Raw genomic sequence first — 17,298 nt, 5'->3', positions numbered from 1 at the left:
CTAGTTAACCTCCTTATCTTTCTGAACCTTCAACACAATCCCCAGGAGGAAATCAATTGTAAAATGCATAGCGACTGTGACAGCCAGGTTTCCGGTCCAGCTGTACAGGAACCCAATCAGAAAGCTGAGCGCCACAATATTTATAAACAGAAACCAGTTGAATAGGTAACGATAATGGATGATTGCAAAAATTATACTTGCAATAACCAGTCCTGTCTTTTCCTGAATGATTCCCCGGAACAGGATTTCTTCACTTATAGCGACGATGGCCGCGATAATGGCAATATGAGGAATACTTCTTCCCCTGAAAATCTTTTCATTCAACCCGCCATCATCAAAATACGAGTCCGGAAGGAATTTCATCAAGAGAACGTCAAACATCACAACAGCAAGGCCGGCAGGAATCCCAACCTTCCAAACGGCCGGATCATGCCAGTCAAACAAGCCCAAAATATGGCCTTTTTCAAAAAATAACCACCCGAGAACAGTGGAGATGGCAAGGATAAGCAATTGTGTCCCATATAAATGGAAAAGTAATTCACGATCGGTTAACTGCCCTATTAACTGCCTTTGTCTATCCTTCATTTGCTTCACCAATTAAAAGTTCAGAGAGCCTTTCCTTCCAGCCTTTGGTTTTTCCCTGAACAGGAATGCCTTCCTCTCCCTTTTTGTATATGTCCATGTCCAGGCTGCAATTATCACAGCAATTCGCCCGGCCTGGATTTAGTTCAGGTTCCTGAAAATATTTTAAAAAGTAATTTCGAAGGCAGCCAGGCGTATCAATCCATTCACGCATACGGCGGATATGCTCCATTTTTGCAAAATTCCTTCCTGTAATATACTCGGCCAGCTCACCTTTAAGTTTTAGGAATGGCATCTCATTCTTCTGTTCAAGGAAGCCCGCAAGCCAGCGCCATTGAATATCGGATAATCCGGCTGTGAAGGCAGCCTGTTCCATTTCCTTTAAGCTGCTAAATTCTGGCGATGACCCGCCAAGGGACGAAAAGAATATATCCAATTGCCCTTTTGTGGGCAGCTCGCCTTCAGCCAGATAGTATTGAAGCTGTTCATCGCCTTCAGAATATAGGAAGATTGCGGTAGAAGGCTGTCCATCCCTTCCAGCCCTGCCAATTTCCTGAAGATAGGATTCTATTTGCATTGGCATATGATAGTGAATGACATAGCGAACATTTTCCTTGTCAATTCCCATCCCGAATGCGCTCGTAGCACAAATGACATCGAGCTGTCCGTTAATGAACTGCTGCTGGATTAAGACTCTTTGTTCCATATCCATGCCGCCATGATAAGCCATCGCCTTTGCGATGCCCATATTCCTGAAATAGGCTGCGGTTTGTTCAGCGGCTTTTTTGCTGGAAAAGTATACGATGCCGGGCTGCTTCAATTCCTTTACCCAGTATAGGGCCCTGTCGTTTTTTTCAGAAGGGCTAGTGAGTTTTTCAATGTGGAAAGAAATATTTGGCCGATCTATGCTCGTTTCGATCCTAGAGCCCCGTTCAATCCCCAGCTTATTGGCTATATCATCCCTTACTTCCGGAGTGGCCGTCGCGGTTAAGGCAAGGGTCAAGGGATTGCCCATGCTTTCACGGAAGGTTCCAATCCTTAAATAGTCCGGCCTGAAGTCATAGCCCCATTGCGAAATGCAATGGGCTTCATCAATCGCAAGCAAGGAGACGGGAATCTCTTTGAATCTCTCGATAATATGAGGAAAACCAAGCATCTCCGGTGAGAGAAAAATAAATTTATAGCGATGGAGCGATGCGAGGGCCTGCCTTTTTTCAAGGGGTGATAGAAAGGAATTCAGCGCCAAGACTCGCTTTTCCCCCCTTTTCATCATCTGTTCGACCTGGTCCTGCATAAGTGAGAGAAGCGGTGAAACGATAACGACTACCCCTTCAAAGATGTAGCCCGGCAGCTGGAAACAGAGTGATTTACCGGTTCCTGTCGGGAGCATGGCAAGTGTGTCAACGCCGTTCAACAGCGACATGACCACTTCCTTTTGGCCGGGACGGAAGGAGGTATATCCAAAATAACGATAAAGGGTTTGTTCAATCATTTTTATTCACCAAGCTTTGCTAATACAAGCCGTATTTTAAAATAGGAGATTCCTCCCGATAAGTCCTTTAATTCCTTAAGCTGCCGTGTGGATGAATGTTTCGCCAAGTTGATAATCCTATCCTGTTCTTCAAACGTTACGTATGGATCAATTGAAAAACCGCCGACATTCAATGCAATCTCGACAATATGGTCCTCGATCGTGCTTCTCTTTAATCCCCTGGCCGCCGCAATTGAATCGATTGGCAATCCCTTATTTAAGAGCTTTAAAGTTTGCCTGGATGTAAGCGTCAACGATGTGCCAGCTCCCTCAACCGACCGCAAATGGTTCAGGAGAGGAAATTCACCTGTTTGCGAGCCCGCTTTTTTGCATATGTAATGGAGGATGGCTAGGAATTCCAAGTGAAAGCGGAACTCGTCCAACCCTAGCTCCATTGCGGCTTGCTGCGGAGTCAGGCCTGCCGATCGAAATCCTGTCAGCCTTAGGACAAGGATGTCAGGATTTATATTTTGATTATCCTCGAGTACGGTTGAAAGCTCTTTAAATAATACGCCGGGAAGCTCGGTTCTCTGTCCAGGCGGCATACCGCCAAAAAAGCTTTTTATCCATTGCTGGGTCCGGCGTTTTTTTTGGATTGGAACATAACGTGTTTCTTTCCTTGAGATATAGGAGCACACCTGGACGAGGAGCGAGAGCCTTTCCCACAAATACCCGGCTTCCAAGTGATATTTCCACCCCTGCAAATCCTGGGGCAGCGGGTTTATTGCCAGTTGCGCTTCCAGGCATTCATTGCCTTTATCAGTAAGGATATAACGCTGTTCAATTATTTCATGGATAAGCCCTTGGCCATTCAGTGTTTTAATCGATTCCTCAATAGTTTCCCTTGTAATGTTTTCATGGGCCATGAATAATGAGGTTAGGGAAAACAAATGTGCATCCTGAATAGTTTGGGAGGATTTTTTACCTTTAAGCAAATGGTATATCGAATAAATCGTACGTTCGCCTCTCAATTGCCAAAGGCAATATAGAATGACCACATCGAAATATAGAATGCCAGGCTTTTCATCGACATCTCGCATATTACTCACCATTATTCCCGTTTATTTATTTTCAACCAATGGCAGGTTCACTTCATTTTACCATGAAAGTGTGTCGGACACCGGCTGAATTTAGGGAATACTATCGAAAGCCGGCGCTACTGAAAAACATTATCAATGTAATATCTATTGAAAAGTTTCCATTTCTTTTTTACAATAGATATGCAGTATGCGTTTCCAGATTATGAGGTAAATATTTGTTCAAACCAACGGGAGGGTTTTTTTCATGCCAAAGTATACGATTGTAGACAAAGAAACTTGCATCGCTTGCGGAGCCTGCGGCGCTGCGGCACCAGACATTTATGATTATGATGATGAGGGCATTGCGTATGTAACACTGGATGACAACGAAGGTATCGTCGAAATTCCGGATGTCCTGATTGACGACATGATGGACGCTTTTGAAGGCTGCCCGACTGATTCCATCAAGGTGGCAGACGAACCATTCGACGGTAATCCAACAAAGTTCGAATAATGTTCACATTTACATATCCCCGCCATTCCGGTGGGGATTTTTTATTTTTTATTTTTCCCACGCAAAAAGACAACGGCTATCGCCGCTGCCTTAATAAATTGTGGTTATTTGTATTAAATGGATGCCTGCCTGTTGATCCACACATTCATCCTTACATACAAGGGGACGAATAACAATGAAACAATGACACCCTTCAGGATATTAAAAGGCAATATCGCCATAACAATGAGCTTTCGTGCCTCTGAATCCGCCATCGCTGGCGCGTTCAGGAACATCGTGTACGCGGGAAGGATAATGTAATAATTCAGGAGGCTCATAAGAATGGCCATTGTTACAGTTCCCGCAACAAGAGCGATTGATAAACCCTTTTTTGTTTTGATTCGGTTATAAACAAAATAGGTTGGCAGGATAAAAAGGGTACCAGCAAGAAAATTCGCAATGTGGCCAACAGGGACCCCTGTCTGGCTTCCTGTCATGAAATAGTCAAGCAAGTTTTTAATCAGTTCAACCAATATTCCCGCAACTGGCCCAAACGCCAATGCCGCGATCAATGCCGGGATGTCGCTGAAATCAATCAGCAGGAAATTAGGGAACAGAGGCAGCGGGAAATTCAACAGCATAAGGATATACGATATACTGCTTAGCATTCCGATTGCCACCATAGCCTTCAAAGTAAGTTTTTTCATTTTCCTCTCTCCTTGTGTGTCCATCACCAAAGAAGAAAGATTCAGCATGAGCAATCCATCGCAAAGAAAACCCCCAAGCCCGGCAGCTTGAGGGAGACTTTTGCAGAGGCATGCTCAATAAACGTTCAAAATATCATTTTTTGAACGCTTGCGGAACCTCCATCTTCTCCCATCCAGACTATACTGTCGGCTTTGGAATCTCACCAAATCCTGCCACAAAAAAGCGGCTCGCGGGCTAAAGCATAAGCTCATCACCGCCGGTCGGGAATTTCACCCAGCCCCGAAGATAGACAATATTTAGTTTACAAATATATTATACTAAAAACCCCCTATTTTTGAAACAATATTACCTGTGTTGAATTTGTGAACATCCAGTTTCTGTTTTTCCCTTTATTCAGATATCAAATCATTCAACCTTTCACATAGCTATTTAATTGAGCACCGCGCTCCCTTTTGGGAACGGCTCTGGCTGCCATTTTTCAAGCTTCAGTTCTTGCCCGGGGAAAATTGTTATCGTCTCAAGGCTATTCAGTTCCATCAGCTCATTAACTTCAATTCCTGAAGCCATCGCAATATCCCAAAGTGTATCTCCTTTTTTTACGATATGAATTGATTTCCCATTATCCTCAAGCGCGGCAACCCTTGTTTCGCTAGATTGAATAACTTCCGCACTTACGCCACTATTAAACCCACCCGCAATAAAGTCGCCCTCCTCAAATCGTCCGAGCTTGCGGACGGGGTTTATGGCATTTTCCTTCTTAAATGTCCATTCCGAACGATGTATTTCAAAATGGAGGTGGACCCCTGTTGAAAAGCCGGTAGTTCCCATTGTTCCAATTTTTTGGCCCTTTCTCACTTGCTCCCCTTCCTCTGCCAACCTTTTGTCCAGGTGGGCGTAAACGGTCACATATCCATTAGGGTGCTCGATCAAAATTGCATTTCCATATGTAGATGACAAATATGATTTTATTACTTTTCCATCCAAAGCCGCGAATACTGCCGAGCCCCTGCTTCCAGCAATATCAATTCCCTTATGTCGTCCGCCTCGGGTTCCGAATGTGTCAGAAATAATCCCTTCAGCCGGCCATGTCCATTCCGCCTTTTCCTTCGCAACAGCACCAGGTTCCTCTGCATTAGCCTGCTTGCTCCCAAGGAACAAAAGGGAAATGCACACCGCCATTATTCCAGCTAATAAAAACCTGAATATATATTCCTTCATGGTCGTTATCCTCCTTATGCGTTTGCGTCCAAACCACAATATGCCTTTTTTTCCAAAGATAGAACTCCTTAGGCACATTTGTTATAATTTGGAGGATGCACACGGGTTATTCATGAGTTGAACATTTCCCAAAAATATACAACGAAAATTTTGGCGGATTGCACGATGTTGACACATACTGATTGACTAGCCATTTCACACACTTCTAAGGACTAACCACAGAAACTTTTTTAAATCCCATAACAAAAAGCCTGCCAGGCCGGCAGGCTTTTCAATTATTGAATATGCATTTTGTTCGGGCCAATCGGCACTTTGTTTTCAGCAGCCAAATTGAATGGCCCTAGCTGCTGGATTGGTGCGTTCTCAATTTTTACTTCCTTGAATCCAAACTCCTTCGCAGCCATCAAAATGGCCTCGAAAGAATACTGGTTGTCTGGGCTGTTCTCAAGAACGGCATTATCTGCAAGTGTCAGTGAAAGCGTATCCCCATTTCGCGCTACATCCTTTATATCAAGTGAAGGTGGGATCGATGCAAGGAAAACGCCGTCCTCGCTGCCGGTTTTCATAACATCGAGCGCTTTTGACACATCAGGGTATTGCTCGTTCGATGGGACCAAGTAAGGCTGCTCGCGGCCCTCCTGGCGGGCGAAGAAATATGCTCTATTTCTTTTCCTTTCAACCGGTTCTATAGTTTTAGGTCCCATATGTTGAAGTTCAATACCCGGGTTTGCATTCGTCATAAATTTTATCTTAGTAACCGTGCTGTTGGAGGTTAGGTTTTCGTTCAACGAATCGATAAGGAGTTTTTCTGTTGTTGTACTCATTCCGAACTGGTGTCCGGCTGGCAAATCGACGACGAGTGTATCTTCCCCTTCAAGCGAAAACTCGGCATCGAGCGGATAGTAGTCCTGAAGGCCCCATTCCGACTCTTTAAGGCCGGACATTGCTGTTTTAAAGTAATCGAGCCAGTTCTTTCCGTTCTCCTTAGGGACACTGACACTGACCGGAACAAGGTAGTTTGCCTCCTTTTCCGGAACCCACACTGTTACGGCAGCCTCGTCTTCAGTTACCTCTTCATCATATAAGGCTGAAGCTGCCTCTTTTGAATCAGGCATAGCAAGAATCCCCGCGTTTTGATTGACATCGCCTGCCTCAGGCCCCTTCTTGGCTGTAATGCCAGCTTGATCATTGTTTCCTGCAATTTCTGCAGAATCCGGTCCCCTCTTTTCTTCCAAGGCTATTTCCTTGCCTGGATTTTTATCAAAAACTTCCGAGGAAAGAAGAAGGAATAGCACCAAGGCGGCAGCCACCGCCGCAAAGCCCGGCAAAATTACCGCTTTCCTGCGTTTTTGCTTTATTTTCATGGACACATTTTGGTATATGTCCCGCGGGTCGCGATCGTCAGTTACTTTAGGCAAAAATCTTATGCAGTCTTCAACCTGCTTATCGCTCCACCCTCGCTTGTTCATCCAAGTACCCCTCCGTTTCAAAAAGCGATTCCATTTGGGCTTTCAAGACCTTGATGGCCCGGTGCTGCGTTGTTTTCACCTTGCTCTCGGTCCAGCCCAATGCATTGGCTGTTTCCGTTATCGATAATTCGTGCAGGTATCTCAATATGATGACAGCCCGCTGGTCGACTGTGCATACATCCAGGCTTTTGAACATTCCCTGGACTTCTTCCCTTTGCATGGCAATTTCATCAGGCAACGGCTGATGGTCCTTTATTTGCGCGGTTGACCAATCGAATTTATCAAGCAGCTTTTGCTTCCAGCCTTTCTGCTTGCGAAAATGGTCGATGGCGACGTTTCTGGCTATCGAGAAAAGCCATGTTTTCTCACTGCTCTTCCCCTCGAAACGAGAATACGATTTTAAAACCCGGATATACACTTCCTGCACCAAATCTTCTGCTTGTTCTTTACTGCGTACCATATAAAAAAGAAACTGAAAAACATCCTGATGGTATTTTTTATAAAGTTCAGTAAAAACGGAGTCCATTCACGATTCCTCCCCGTTCATTGTTTTAGACGACAATTTATAAATAAAGTTACACCTTTAACTATAGTCTTTTTGACAATAAAATGAAAGGGAAATATTACAAATATATTTCATTTTATTCAAAACGTTGACAATTGATATTAGCTGTGAAAATGAAAGAAATTGGCCTGCACGGCATGCGTGCAGGCCAATTGTTTCCCATGTAACAAGATTAAACGTCAAAGTTCTTGCAATACTGCTTATTTTCGAGGAATGAAGAATGTAAATGTCGTTCCGTGGCCAACCTTGCTCTGGACGGAAATATGTCCCTTATGGGCTTCTATAATATTTTTTACGATAGCAAGGCCCAGACCTGTTCCCGCCCGTCCTCGTGTCCTCGCTTTGTCAGCCTTATAGAATCGTTCAAAAACAAACGGCAAGTCTTCCTCGGGAATTCCCGAGCCCGAGTCGGCCACCTGAACCTGAAGCCCACGATCATCCCCATGGATGACCACATCGACAATACCGTCCTTTGGCGTATGCCGCATGGCGTTATCTATCAGATTTGTCAAGACCTGCTCAATCCTGTCGGCGTCTATCGGAAAATAATAATCGGGATTGTTCGTTCCAAAGGAAAGATGAATTTCATTTTCCTTCGCAAGCCCCTGGAATTTTCGAATAATCTTTCCAATATATGACGAGACATCGATTTCTTCAACATTTAGTTGGATGTTGCCTGCCTCAAGGCGTGAGAGATCGAGCAATTCATTGACGAGCCTTCCCATTCTCAATGATTCGTCATAAATAACCTTCGCCATTTCCTTTTTCTCTTCGTCCGTACCGGCAATATCATCTACGATCGCTTCACTATATCCTTGCAGCATGGATATTGGCGTCCGTAATTCATGGGATACATTCGCGATGAAATCCTTGCGGAGCTTATCAAGCTTCCGTTCCTCGGTCATATCCCTTACCACGGCTACAGCACCCCGAATAAACTTCGAACTGTAGAGCGGGGTGACGAGGATGACCCAATGCCTCCCCATCATTGATAATTCACCGATCTGCTCTTCTTCCGTGTCAACGGCCTGCTGGAACAGCTCCATTACTTTCGAAGGAATTTCTTCAGAACCGGCTGCGGCGCCGGCCCCTTTGTCGTAATACCAGTTTTGAAGAAAGCGTTCAGCGGGTGGATTCGTAATCAGGATTGTCCCATCCCTATTAAACGTTATTACACCGTCGGCCATGGATCTAAGGATGCTGGCAAGCTGTTCCTTTTCCTGATTAAGGGCATTCATATTAAATTTCAGCTGTCGGCCCATCTGGTTGAATGCGGTCGCCAGCTCCCCAATTTCATCATTTGTCAATATCGGCACTTTTGTGTCGAATTTTCCTCTCGCAACCTCGAACGCAGCTTCTCTCATCTTCCTTAGCGGAGCAGTAATCCGAGTTGAAAGGAAGAAGGCGAAGATTGTTGTAAGGACAATTGCGACACCCGCGACAAGAAGGATGAATTTTGTAGTTGACCTCGTTGCTTCCTTAACAACATCGAGGGATTGGTAAATAAAAACCGCACCGTTTTCCTTGTCGGAAATCCGCAAGGGAACTCCGATAATGGAATAGTCAGCGCCATCCCCCTTTTCAGCACCAGAAAGGGCGGAAACCTTCCTTGCCGATTTTCCTTCCTTAATTACCTTTGAAAAATCGGGATCACTTACAATATCAGAAAGGCTGAGCTTATTGTCAGGATCCGTATTGGGTGAATAATACACTTCATCCTGGTTTTTAATAATAACTCCTTTTGTGTTTTTATCAAGAATTTCCCAGGATATTTCCAGACCAACGCTTATGTCGTCATTTCGATGCTTGACAAGGACATTGGCTATTTTATCGGCAGTATCATTCATTTTTGTTCTTGTTTCCATAATGCTGTAGTTTTCAAAGAACTCAAGCAGCATGACTGTCAATATAAACAGGACAAAGGAAACAAGCAAAAGGATGGTAAACCAAAGTTTACCTACTACACTTCTAAGAAGGATCATTCATTCACGACCTCGAACTTGTACCCCACTCCCCAAACTGTCACGATCATTCTGGCGGCCTGCTCGGATACTTTGTTAAGTTTTTCCCGCAGGCGTTTAACATGGGTATCAACTGTTCGGAGGTCTCCAAAAAATTCATAATGCCAAACCTCTTTCAAAAGCTGCTCCCTATCAAAAACCTTATCCGGGGATTTTGCCAGGAAATAGAGCAGCTCATACTCTTTCGGGGTAAGGCTGACTTCCTTTCCATTCGCAGTGACTCGGTGTGCATCATTATCGATTGTGAGATGCGGAAAGACAATTACGTCCTTTGTAACCGTGTCTGTTGCCAAATAGCTCGTCTGTGAAGAACGGCGGAGAAGCGCCTTGACCCTTAGTACTACTTCGCGCGGGCTAAACGGCTTTACAATATAATCGTCGGTGCCGACTTCAAAGCCCTGGACCCGGTTTACTTCTTCTCCTTTTGCCGTCAGCATAATGACTGGCGTTGATTTTTTCTCCCTGAGGTCCCGGCATACCTCGATGCCATCTTTGCCAGGCATCATCAAATCAAGCAGGATTACATCATAATCGTTGGCAAGCGCTTTTGCCAAAGCTTCATTGCCGTCCTCTGCCTCATCGATTAAAAAGTCTTCACGCTCTAGATACATCTTCAAGAGCCTGCGGATACGTTCCTCATCATCAACAACCAAAATTTTAACGTCTTTTTCCATAAATAATCCCCCCATGCAAATAGTTTACAAAATAGTTTGAATATTGCCAAATAGTACAAGCCACAGCATTTGCATGCGGGGCTTTTTATTTTGAATGGCTTCGAGGGCTAGGGGTTTGTTGTTCTATAGGTTGGTTTGCGCCCCGGGCCAAATCAGATGATATCCTTTTGGTTTTACAGCTTTCGTAGCCTATGAACCGGCATAGGAATGGAGTCCTGCAATAACAAGGTTGACGGCGATCAGATTGAACATGATGATGGCAAACCCGATTACCGCAAGCCACGCGGATTTTTCCCCGTGCCAGCCTTTGGAAAGCCTTAAATGAAGGAAAGCCGCGTAAAATAGCCACGTAATCAAAGCCCATACTTCCTTTGGATCCCATCCCCAAAACCTTGTCCAAGCAATCTGCGCCCATATCATTGCAAAAACAAGGCCCCCGAGCGTAAACACGGGAAAACCGATCAGGACTGAACGGTAGCTTATTTCGTCTATCAAATCCAGGTTTATGCCCCGGACAAGCGGCTGGAGTGCCGCTGAAATCCTCTTCCTAAGCAGAAGCCTAATGGCGCCGTATAATACCGCCCCTCCCAAAAACGACCAGATAACCGTATTTAATTTCTTCGCGTTGATTATGGCAGGCATTTCTACAATCGGTTTTAACTTACCTTCTGTCAATAGTTCGCCTTCATGCGGGCCAACAAGGGCAGGAAGGTGGTATTCGGCTACAGATTGTTTCCCTGACTTATCCACCCAGTTGAACTTCGCTTCGTAGCCGGCTGAAGAAAAACCTATTGAAACCGCAATAAAGCCTACTACACAAACAATTGAAAACATAACAAATTCGAGCCAGAATGTCCGTTTATTCGAAACAGTCTGGTCTATCGCCTTCAGTAGATAAATGAGGCCGGCGGCAAAGCTTACCGCAAGGATTGCTTCCCCTATGGCAACTGTGGTCACATGGATGTGGAGCCAATAGCTTTTCAAAGCCGGGATAAGCGGGCTTATATCCCTAGGGAACATGCTCGCGTATGCAATGACCATAAGCGCAACAAACATTGTGAAAAGACCAAGTAAATTGGACTTATAAATAAAATAAATTAAAATGAAAGCGCCGACAAGAGCCATGCCAAAAAACGTCGTAAATTCAAACAGATTGCTGAGGGGCGGATGCCCCGCGGCAATCCATCTTGTTATGAAATAGCCCAGCTGGGCGAGGAACCCCGCAATCGCCGTTGTGATTGCAAGGAGGCCCCATTTGCTGTTTTTTGCCGTCTTTATCGAGCCGCCGAACAGCACCGTGGCTATCAGGTATAAAATAAAAGCTACGAATAGCAAATTACTGCTTATTTCCGCCAAGTTCCGCCTCTCCTTCCGGTTTGCCCTCCTGAAGCTGATCTTCAGGAATCTTTATTGTTGTGTCTGCAAGGACTATATCTATTTCACGCTTTAGGCCATACCAGTTTTTATTTGTATGGGCGGACACCCAAATATCGCCATTCCTTTTCTGAATCCAAATCCTCCTGTGGTTCCAGTAGGATCCCTGGACTACGCCAATCATGAAAATAAGGCCCCCAAGCGCTATCAGCCAAAGAGTCCTGTCTTTCCTTACTGTCAGGGCAGTCACATTCTTCGTTTCAACTGCCTTGAATTGCATCTTATACTTATTGTTTCCTTCCGGCTCGATCGTTTGCCTGATTGCCGCAAAACTAACCTCGCCCTCCGGTTTATCCGGTGTAATCATTTTAAAGACAAACGCCGGATTATTCGGAATCCTTGATTTCGTGTCCGGTTCCCCATCCTCCCCAAATTCGAAATCCGGGTAATAGCCTAGAAGGCGTACTTTATATCCTTCCCCAAGCTCAAAGGTGTTTTTCGGTTCATACAAATCTATTTTTATATCACCAAAATCTTTTCCTGTTTCCTTTTCTGTTAGGGAGAAAGTCATCGTATTCAATTCATCCAGCTTATAGTCGACCTGGTATAGGGCAAACCCCTCGAATTTCAAAGGCTCATTGACCCGAATCTCATAGTCTTTCACTCTTATAAGCTTTGGCTTTTCACCGGGCAGGGATTCGGATGATTTTTTATACAGCACCACATTGGATTGGTACGTCTTTGCGACAGTACCCGCCCGTTCGAGTGCTTCCCTAAAAACTTCGTCATCCTTTTCCTTGTCGTATACTTCAAGAATGAATTTATTATTTTGTAGGTAATATTCGTTTTCAGTACCCGGAATTGCCTTTGTCTCCCCTTCACGAATCCAAAGGACTTTATCGATGTACATTCCCGGGACAAAACGGAGCATGCCGCCAATCAGGAAAATAATCAGGCCAACATGATTCACATACGGGCCCCATCTCGAAAAGCGGCCTTTTTCGGCAAGCAGGTTTCCTTGCTCTTCCCTGACCTTGTAATTTTTCGATTCGAGGTTTTTTTTCACTGTTTCAATAACTGTCTCATCCGCGGCATTTTCAGTGATCCCGAATATACGTTGCTTTTTTAAAAAACCGTCATTACGGATGACCCTTTGCGCCTTCAATGCCCTGTACAGCGGAACGACCCTGTCAAGGCTGCATATGACTAGCGAGATGCCGATCATCGCAATCAGGATGAGGTACCACCATGAACTGTACATATTATGGAAGCCAAGTGCATAATAAATCTTCCCTGCCCAGCCATATTGGTCCGCATAATATTCCGCCGCCGGCATAACAGGAGGTATGTACATTTCTTGCGGCAGGATTGTCCCGATTGCCGATGCGACCAGGGTGATGACAATGAGCCATACCCCTACTTTAACGGAAGAAAAAAAGTTCCAAACCTTATCAATGATTGTTTTATTGTAAGTTTGCGAGCGCCGGGAGCTTCCTTCATAACGCATGTCATGAAGCTTCCCGGCAGCGGCCGCTTCACTAAGAGCCTTTCCGCAAGCCTCGCACAGTACTGTACCATGAGGATTCACATGGCCGCACTCACACTTGACATCCTTCATTTTAAAAACTCCCTAATTTCTTTAAGGTTCGATGCTCTCCATATATTGCTTGACCATATGTTCTGTCAGCTGGCCGGTATGATATTTGACAATCTTCCCTTCCTTATCGACAAGGAACGTCGCCGGAAGCGGACCGACTCCGTAAGCGTTCATAACCTGGCTGTCCTTATCTAAGGGAATCGGGAACGTAAGCCCATATTTTTCAGAAAAACTGCTAACAGCTAGATTTGATTCGCCAATATTGACAGCAAGCACCTCTACCCCTCGGTCTTTAAACTGCTTGTATTGATTGTTGATATATGGCATTTCTTTTTCACACGGCTTGCACCAAGTTCCCCAAAAATTCAGGAACACACCTTTGCCTTTATAGTCCGATAGTCTGTGTTGATTGCCTTCTAAATCGGTTAGGACAAAATCCGGGGCCATTTCGCCAGTTTTGGCTCTCGTGCGCTCTTCTTTAGTAAAATTCGCATAGAGTGTATAGGCTACGGCCGCGACTAAAAGTACCAGAATGGCTGTCCTCATTGCCAACCGCCGTTTTTTCATTTTCTCTCCCCCAAAATATCGATGTTCTGATAAATTATAACACTTTTCAAGATAGCCACTGTGAAAACGTTCTACTAATTGTGACAGAATTATGAATTCTTTTTGCCCACATCCATAGCAAGTGCACGGAGCTGCTTTACCTCATGAGGCGTCAATTCCCGCATTTCACCGGCTTTCAACCCTCCAAGCGTCAGGAATCCATAGCGTTCACGCTTCAGCTTGGCAACGGGATGTCCAATTGCTTCAAACATCCGCCTAACCTGCCTGTTCCTGCCCTCATGAATGGCAATCTCAATGATGGCGGTTTGTTTCTTTTTATCGCTAGAAAGCATTTTTACTTTGGCTGGGGCGGTTTTCCCATCCTCAAGTTTAATCCCTCTTTCCAATTTCCTGAGGGCTTCCCTTTGAGGGATTCCTTCTATCTTTGCCACGTACACTTTATCAATTTCACTCCTGGGGTGCATGAGCAGATTCGCAAAATCTCCGTCATTCGTCAAAAGCAGGAGACCCGAAGTATCATAGTCGAGCCGCCCGACCGGAAAAATCCTTTCCTTAATATCAGGAAAGAAATCTGTCACTGCCTTCCTTCCCTTTTCATCCTTGACCGTCGAAATGACTCCACGCGGTTTATAAAACAGAAAATAAACAGGTTCCTCCCGTTCAATCTGGACTTCTTCCACTTCCACCCGGTCAGAAGGAGATACTTTTACCCCTAGCTCCGTAATGACCTTGCCATTAACCTTTACTTTTCCTTGCCTGATCAAGTCTTCCGCTTTCCTTCTTGAAGCAATTCCTGCCCGTGCGATCACTTTTTGCAACCGTTCCATCTATGCCACCTCAATAAATTCCTATTTAATTATAGTGAAATTGTTTTCTAATGAATTATGACACAATTTAACCCGATTTCAAAGTATGAGAACTTTTTTCAATGCAATAAAGCCAACCATGTAATAATGGAAAGTAAACCAAATTCAAAAACCCGCCATTAGCGGCGGGCAGGTTTCAAATGCTTTATGGCAAAACAGTTTTAAAAAACGAGCAGGGCAACAAAGATGGCAACAACAATTCCAACCACATCGGCAAGTAGCCCGACCTTCAGTGCATCGCCCATTTTCCTGATTCCAACCGAACCAAAATAAACCGTAAGGACATAAAAGGTGGTATCCGTGCTTCCCTGAAGGATCGAGGCTAGGCGGCCCGGGAAAGAATCGGGGCCGTACGTGGCAATGAGGTCGCTCGTCATGCCGAGCGCCGCTGTGCCGGAAATGGGGCGAATAAGGGCGAGCGGGACAATTTCAGGAGGCAGGCCCATATCCGAGAGCCATGGCCTAATCCAGCCTGTCAGGGCGTCGAGAGCCCCTGAAGCCCTGAAGATGGAAACAGCAACCAACATTCCGACAAGAAAAGGAATAATGGAGACAGCGATTTTTATCCCCTCCTTTCCCCCATCCACAAAGCTCTCATAAGTTGGCACTTGCTTTAATGTTCCAATTATCAGGATGGCTGCAATAGTCAAAGGGATAAACCAGAGTGAAATATTTGCAATTGCTCCCATCTTATCCCCCTTTACGGCTTCTTCGCCAATAAAAATACCGGTCTATCAGGATAGCGGCAATCGCCGATAGTATTGTCGTAATTAAAGTAGGAACGACGATTTCCGCCGGGGAAGCCGAGTTGTAGTTCAAACGGATGGCGATTACGGTCGTTGGCAAAATGGTCACGCTTGCGGTATTAATCGCCAGGAACGTAACCATCGAGCGGCTAGCAGAATCTTTTCTATTGTTCAGGGTTTGCAATTGTTCCATCGCCTTTAAACCAAGTGGAGTAGCTGCGTTTCCAAGCCCAAACATGTTGGCAATGATATTGGAGAGGATATAACCCATGGCTGGATGGTTGGCCGGAACTTCCGGGAACAGTGGCCTGATAATCGGTTTGAATAGTTTGGCGAGCCCCTTCAAAATACCGGCTTCCTCAGCGATTTTCATCATTCCAAGCCAAAAGACCAGGATACTCACGAGGCCGATGCAAAGGGTTACGGCATCTTTGGCCCCTTTGAATATTGCCTGGTTCACCTCATGCATCGTTCCATTGAACATGGCAAACACAATTCCAATAAGGGTGAGGATGACCCAAATGTAATTAACCATTGCTTTTTAAACCTATCACCTTTACCATCAATCGCTTGAAGCTGAATAAATATCCGGTCTTTTTTTTCTCATTGGGCTTAAAAAAGATTGGGACAGATTTGACCGCCCTTCCCTCCAGGTAGATAGTGGCTTTGCCTGCCGCGGCCCACCCATTGACGACTTCACCAGGGAACTTGCCCCTTTTCGGTTGTTTCAGCTTATATTCAATTGAGAATTTGCCGATTTCCCTGCCCGTGGCGGGGTATAAAACAGGATTTGTAATATAAACGGAGCCATTTTTGTACGGCTCTTTTTCCATCCGGATGTTTCCTTCCGGCAGCACCTCAGCCATATCAAACGTCGCGAACCCGGATTCGAACATGCCAATATGGTCATTCCAGTCGTCTGGTGCGTTCAATGTTACTGCGATAAGCTCCATGTTCCCTTTTTTCGCTGTTGTAACAAGTGTCCTTTTGGCACGTTTCGTATACCCTGTCTTCCCGCCGGTACAGTATGTGTACATCGAAAGGAGGCGGTTTTTATTCCTCCACTCCCTGTCCCATACCTCCTCAGGATTTGCCGCCCGGTGGATTTTAGTCCCGGAAATCTTCCTGTACACCTCATTGTTCATGGCATACCGGGTCAGAAGTGCCATATCGTATGCAGTTGAATAATGGTTTTCTCTGTTGTCAAGCCCATGAGGGTTGGAAAAGACAGTATTGTACATACCAATTTCCGCCGCTTTATGATTCATTAAAAAAGCAAATCCCTCCTCGCTTCCACCGACAAACTCGGCAATTGCCGCGGCTGCGTCATTGCCGGACCGGAGCATGAGGCCATACACAAGATCTTCGAGAGTGATCCTTTCCCCTGCCTTCAAATAAATCGACGATCCCTCTGTCCTTACCGCATGCTCACTAACCTTCACATAACGGTCCATTTTCCCTGATTCTATCGCCAGGATCGCAGTCATGATTTTTGTTATGCTTGCAATCCTCATCGGGGTATGTGGCTGCTTTTCGAATAAAACACGGCCGGTTTTTTGCTCCATTAATACAGCAGCTTGTCCGCTAACCGAAAATGCCGCTTTGGGACGGAGCGGATGCATGCCAAATATTAGGGTAAGAAGAAGAATGATGATGGCTGTTCGTTTCACTATTTTCATTGCGATTTCGCACTCCTACTTGTATTTGTACAAGTTTATGCCGGACCATGGCCAATATGACCAACAACACAAGGAGGATGGCAGTTTTAGTAAAACAGCTGGTGACAACCAATCGGGGCACTAAATCTTTTTTTAACGCCCGAAGGAACAGCTAGCATGTCTCCCGCGACAATAGAAAAAACAGGGTTG

At 45.1% G+C, this 17,298-nt stretch carries 17 protein-coding genes and 1 riboswitch; of the genes, 1 reads left to right on the top strand and 16 read right to left on the bottom strand.

Annotation, left to right across the window (positions count from 1 at the left end; genetic code table 11):
• The 3 genes from RB160_RS08225 to RB160_RS08215 are packed head-to-tail and all read right to left on the bottom strand — an operon-like array spanning nucleotide 1 to nucleotide 3,153.
• The gene (locus RB160_RS08225) at nucleotides 1–585 is read right to left on the bottom strand and encodes a CPBP family intramembrane glutamic endopeptidase (RefSeq protein WP_316569762.1); all 585 of its coding nucleotides are present in this window, start codon (nucleotides 583–585) and stop codon (nucleotides 1–3) included.
• Nucleotides 575–2,074 (bottom strand): RecQ family ATP-dependent DNA helicase, encoded by a 1,500-nt coding sequence (locus tag RB160_RS08220; protein WP_316569761.1) that lies wholly within the window; start codon nucleotides 2,072–2,074, stop codon nucleotides 575–577. Before RB160_RS08220 ends, RB160_RS08225 begins: the two co-directional genes overlap by 11 nt.
• Nucleotides 2,075–2,076: 2 nt before the next feature.
• Nucleotides 2,077–3,153: a YpbB family protein gene (locus RB160_RS08215; RefSeq protein ID WP_316569760.1), complete on the bottom strand. Its 1,077-nt coding sequence runs from the start codon at nucleotides 3,151–3,153 to the stop codon at nucleotides 2,077–2,079.
• A gap of 244 nt (nucleotides 3,154–3,397) precedes the next feature.
• Between RB160_RS08215 and RB160_RS08210 the strand changes: the two genes are divergently transcribed.
• The gene (locus RB160_RS08210; RefSeq protein WP_053366992.1) at nucleotides 3,398–3,646 is read left to right on the top strand and encodes a ferredoxin; all 249 of its coding nucleotides are present in this window, start codon (nucleotides 3,398–3,400) and stop codon (nucleotides 3,644–3,646) included.
• Nucleotides 3,647–3,759: 113 nt separating this feature from the next.
• On the opposite strand, the gene RB160_RS08205 is transcribed toward RB160_RS08210, so the two are convergent.
• The 13 genes from RB160_RS08205 to RB160_RS08145 all read right to left on the bottom strand — a co-directional run bounded on the left by RB160_RS08205 (nucleotide 3,760) and on the right by RB160_RS08145 (nucleotide 17,109).
• Nucleotides 3,760–4,332 carry an ECF transporter S component gene (locus RB160_RS08205; RefSeq protein ID WP_316569759.1) on the bottom strand — a complete coding sequence of 191 codons (573 nt, stop codon included), beginning with the start codon at nucleotides 4,330–4,332 and terminating at the stop codon, nucleotides 3,760–3,762.
• Nucleotides 4,333–4,489: 157 nt separating this feature from the next.
• Nucleotides 4,490–4,624: riboswitch (FMN riboswitch) on the bottom strand.
• Between the two features lie 138 nt (nucleotides 4,625–4,762).
• Nucleotides 4,763–5,551: a peptidoglycan DD-metalloendopeptidase family protein gene (locus RB160_RS08200; protein ID WP_316569758.1), complete on the bottom strand. Its 789-nt coding sequence runs from the start codon at nucleotides 5,549–5,551 to the stop codon at nucleotides 4,763–4,765.
• Between the two features lie 275 nt (nucleotides 5,552–5,826).
• Nucleotides 5,827–7,020 (bottom strand): hypothetical protein, encoded by a 1,194-nt coding sequence (locus RB160_RS08195; RefSeq protein WP_316569757.1) that lies wholly within the window; start codon nucleotides 7,018–7,020, stop codon nucleotides 5,827–5,829.
• Complete coding sequence (gene sigX, locus RB160_RS08190) at nucleotides 6,995–7,546, bottom strand: RNA polymerase sigma factor SigX (RefSeq protein ID WP_316569756.1); 552 nt, start codon at nucleotides 7,544–7,546, stop codon at nucleotides 6,995–6,997. The genes RB160_RS08195 and sigX overlap by 26 nt, the downstream gene beginning before the upstream one ends.
• Before the next feature lie 239 nt (nucleotides 7,547–7,785).
• The gene (locus tag RB160_RS08185; RefSeq protein WP_316569755.1) at nucleotides 7,786–9,567 is read right to left on the bottom strand and encodes an ATP-binding protein; all 1,782 of its coding nucleotides are present in this window, start codon (nucleotides 9,565–9,567) and stop codon (nucleotides 7,786–7,788) included.
• Complete coding sequence (locus RB160_RS08180; protein ID WP_316569754.1) at nucleotides 9,564–10,280, bottom strand: response regulator transcription factor; 717 nt, start codon at nucleotides 10,278–10,280, stop codon at nucleotides 9,564–9,566. The genes RB160_RS08185 and RB160_RS08180 overlap by 4 nt, the downstream gene beginning before the upstream one ends.
• 189 nt (nucleotides 10,281–10,469) lie before the next feature.
• Nucleotides 10,470–11,636 carry a c-type cytochrome biogenesis protein CcsB gene (ccsB, locus tag RB160_RS08175; RefSeq protein ID WP_316569753.1) on the bottom strand — a complete coding sequence of 389 codons (1,167 nt, stop codon included), beginning with the start codon at nucleotides 11,634–11,636 and terminating at the stop codon, nucleotides 10,470–10,472.
• Nucleotides 11,617–13,272 carry a cytochrome c biogenesis protein ResB gene (resB, locus tag RB160_RS08170; RefSeq protein ID WP_316569752.1) on the bottom strand — a complete coding sequence of 552 codons (1,656 nt, stop codon included), beginning with the start codon at nucleotides 13,270–13,272 and terminating at the stop codon, nucleotides 11,617–11,619. Before resB ends, ccsB begins: the two co-directional genes overlap by 20 nt.
• Before the next feature lie 21 nt (nucleotides 13,273–13,293).
• On the bottom strand, nucleotides 13,294–13,818 hold the full coding sequence (gene resA / locus RB160_RS08165; RefSeq protein WP_316569751.1) for a thiol-disulfide oxidoreductase ResA: 525 nt from the start codon (nucleotides 13,816–13,818) through the stop codon (nucleotides 13,294–13,296).
• An 89-nt stretch (nucleotides 13,819–13,907) separates the two neighbouring features.
• Nucleotides 13,908–14,645: a 23S rRNA pseudouridine(2605) synthase RluB gene (rluB, locus tag RB160_RS08160; protein ID WP_316569750.1), complete on the bottom strand. Its 738-nt coding sequence runs from the start codon at nucleotides 14,643–14,645 to the stop codon at nucleotides 13,908–13,910.
• Between the two features lie 200 nt (nucleotides 14,646–14,845).
• Nucleotides 14,846–15,373: a spore maturation protein gene (locus RB160_RS08155; protein ID WP_316569749.1), complete on the bottom strand. Its 528-nt coding sequence runs from the start codon at nucleotides 15,371–15,373 to the stop codon at nucleotides 14,846–14,848.
• 1 nt (nucleotide 15,374) lies between these two features.
• Nucleotides 15,375–15,965 carry a nucleoside recognition domain-containing protein gene (locus RB160_RS08150; protein ID WP_316569748.1) on the bottom strand — a complete coding sequence of 197 codons (591 nt, stop codon included), beginning with the start codon at nucleotides 15,963–15,965 and terminating at the stop codon, nucleotides 15,375–15,377.
• Nucleotides 15,958–17,109 (bottom strand): D-alanyl-D-alanine carboxypeptidase family protein, encoded by a 1,152-nt coding sequence (locus tag RB160_RS08145; protein WP_316569747.1) that lies wholly within the window; start codon nucleotides 17,107–17,109, stop codon nucleotides 15,958–15,960. The genes RB160_RS08150 and RB160_RS08145 overlap by 8 nt, the downstream gene beginning before the upstream one ends.
• Nucleotides 17,110–17,298: the final 189 nt, after the last annotated feature.

The sequence above is a fragment of the Neobacillus sp. YIM B06451 genome (assembly GCF_032667185.1).
GTDB lineage: Bacteria > Bacillota > Bacilli > Bacillales > Cytobacillaceae > Bacillus_D.
The sequence above is the reverse complement of the archived record's forward strand: the minus strand, read 5'-3'. Positions and strand labels throughout refer to the sequence as shown.

Bases quoted from the DNA above. Each gene is read 5' to 3' on its own strand.
- RB160_RS08225 (WP_316569762.1), bottom strand. From the start codon at position 585: ATGAAGGATAGACAAAGGCAGTTAATAGGGCAGTTAACCGATCGTGAA.
- RB160_RS08220 (WP_316569761.1), bottom strand. From the start codon at position 2,074: ATGATTGAACAAACCCTTTATCGTTATTTTGGATATACCTCCTTCCGT.
- RB160_RS08215 (WP_316569760.1), bottom strand. From the start codon at position 3,153: ATGCGAGATGTCGATGAAAAGCCTGGCATTCTATATTTCGATGTGGTC.
- RB160_RS08210 (WP_053366992.1), top strand. From the start codon at position 3,398: ATGCCAAAGTATACGATTGTAGACAAAGAAACTTGCATCGCTTGCGGA.
- RB160_RS08205 (WP_316569759.1), bottom strand. From the start codon at position 4,332: ATGAAAAAACTTACTTTGAAGGCTATGGTGGCAATCGGAATGCTAAGC.
- RB160_RS08200 (WP_316569758.1), bottom strand. From the start codon at position 5,551: ATGAAGGAATATATATTCAGGTTTTTATTAGCTGGAATAATGGCGGTG.
- RB160_RS08195 (WP_316569757.1), bottom strand. From the start codon at position 7,020: ATGAACAAGCGAGGGTGGAGCGATAAGCAGGTTGAAGACTGCATAAGA.
- sigX (WP_316569756.1), bottom strand. From the start codon at position 7,546: ATGGACTCCGTTTTTACTGAACTTTATAAAAAATACCATCAGGATGTT.
- RB160_RS08185 (WP_316569755.1), bottom strand. From the start codon at position 9,567: ATGATCCTTCTTAGAAGTGTAGTAGGTAAACTTTGGTTTACCATCCTT.
- RB160_RS08180 (WP_316569754.1), bottom strand. From the start codon at position 10,280: ATGGAAAAAGACGTTAAAATTTTGGTTGTTGATGATGAGGAACGTATC.
- resB (WP_316569752.1), bottom strand. From the start codon at position 13,272: ATGAAGGATGTCAAGTGTGAGTGCGGCCATGTGAATCCTCATGGTACA.
- resA (WP_316569751.1), bottom strand. From the start codon at position 13,818: ATGAAAAAACGGCGGTTGGCAATGAGGACAGCCATTCTGGTACTTTTA.
- rluB (WP_316569750.1), bottom strand. From the start codon at position 14,645: ATGGAACGGTTGCAAAAAGTGATCGCACGGGCAGGAATTGCTTCAAGA.
- RB160_RS08155 (WP_316569749.1), bottom strand. From the start codon at position 15,373: ATGGGAGCAATTGCAAATATTTCACTCTGGTTTATCCCTTTGACTATT.
- RB160_RS08150 (WP_316569748.1), bottom strand. From the start codon at position 15,965: ATGGTTAATTACATTTGGGTCATCCTCACCCTTATTGGAATTGTGTTT.
- RB160_RS08145 (WP_316569747.1), bottom strand. From the start codon at position 17,109: ATGAAAATAGTGAAACGAACAGCCATCATCATTCTTCTTCTTACCCTA.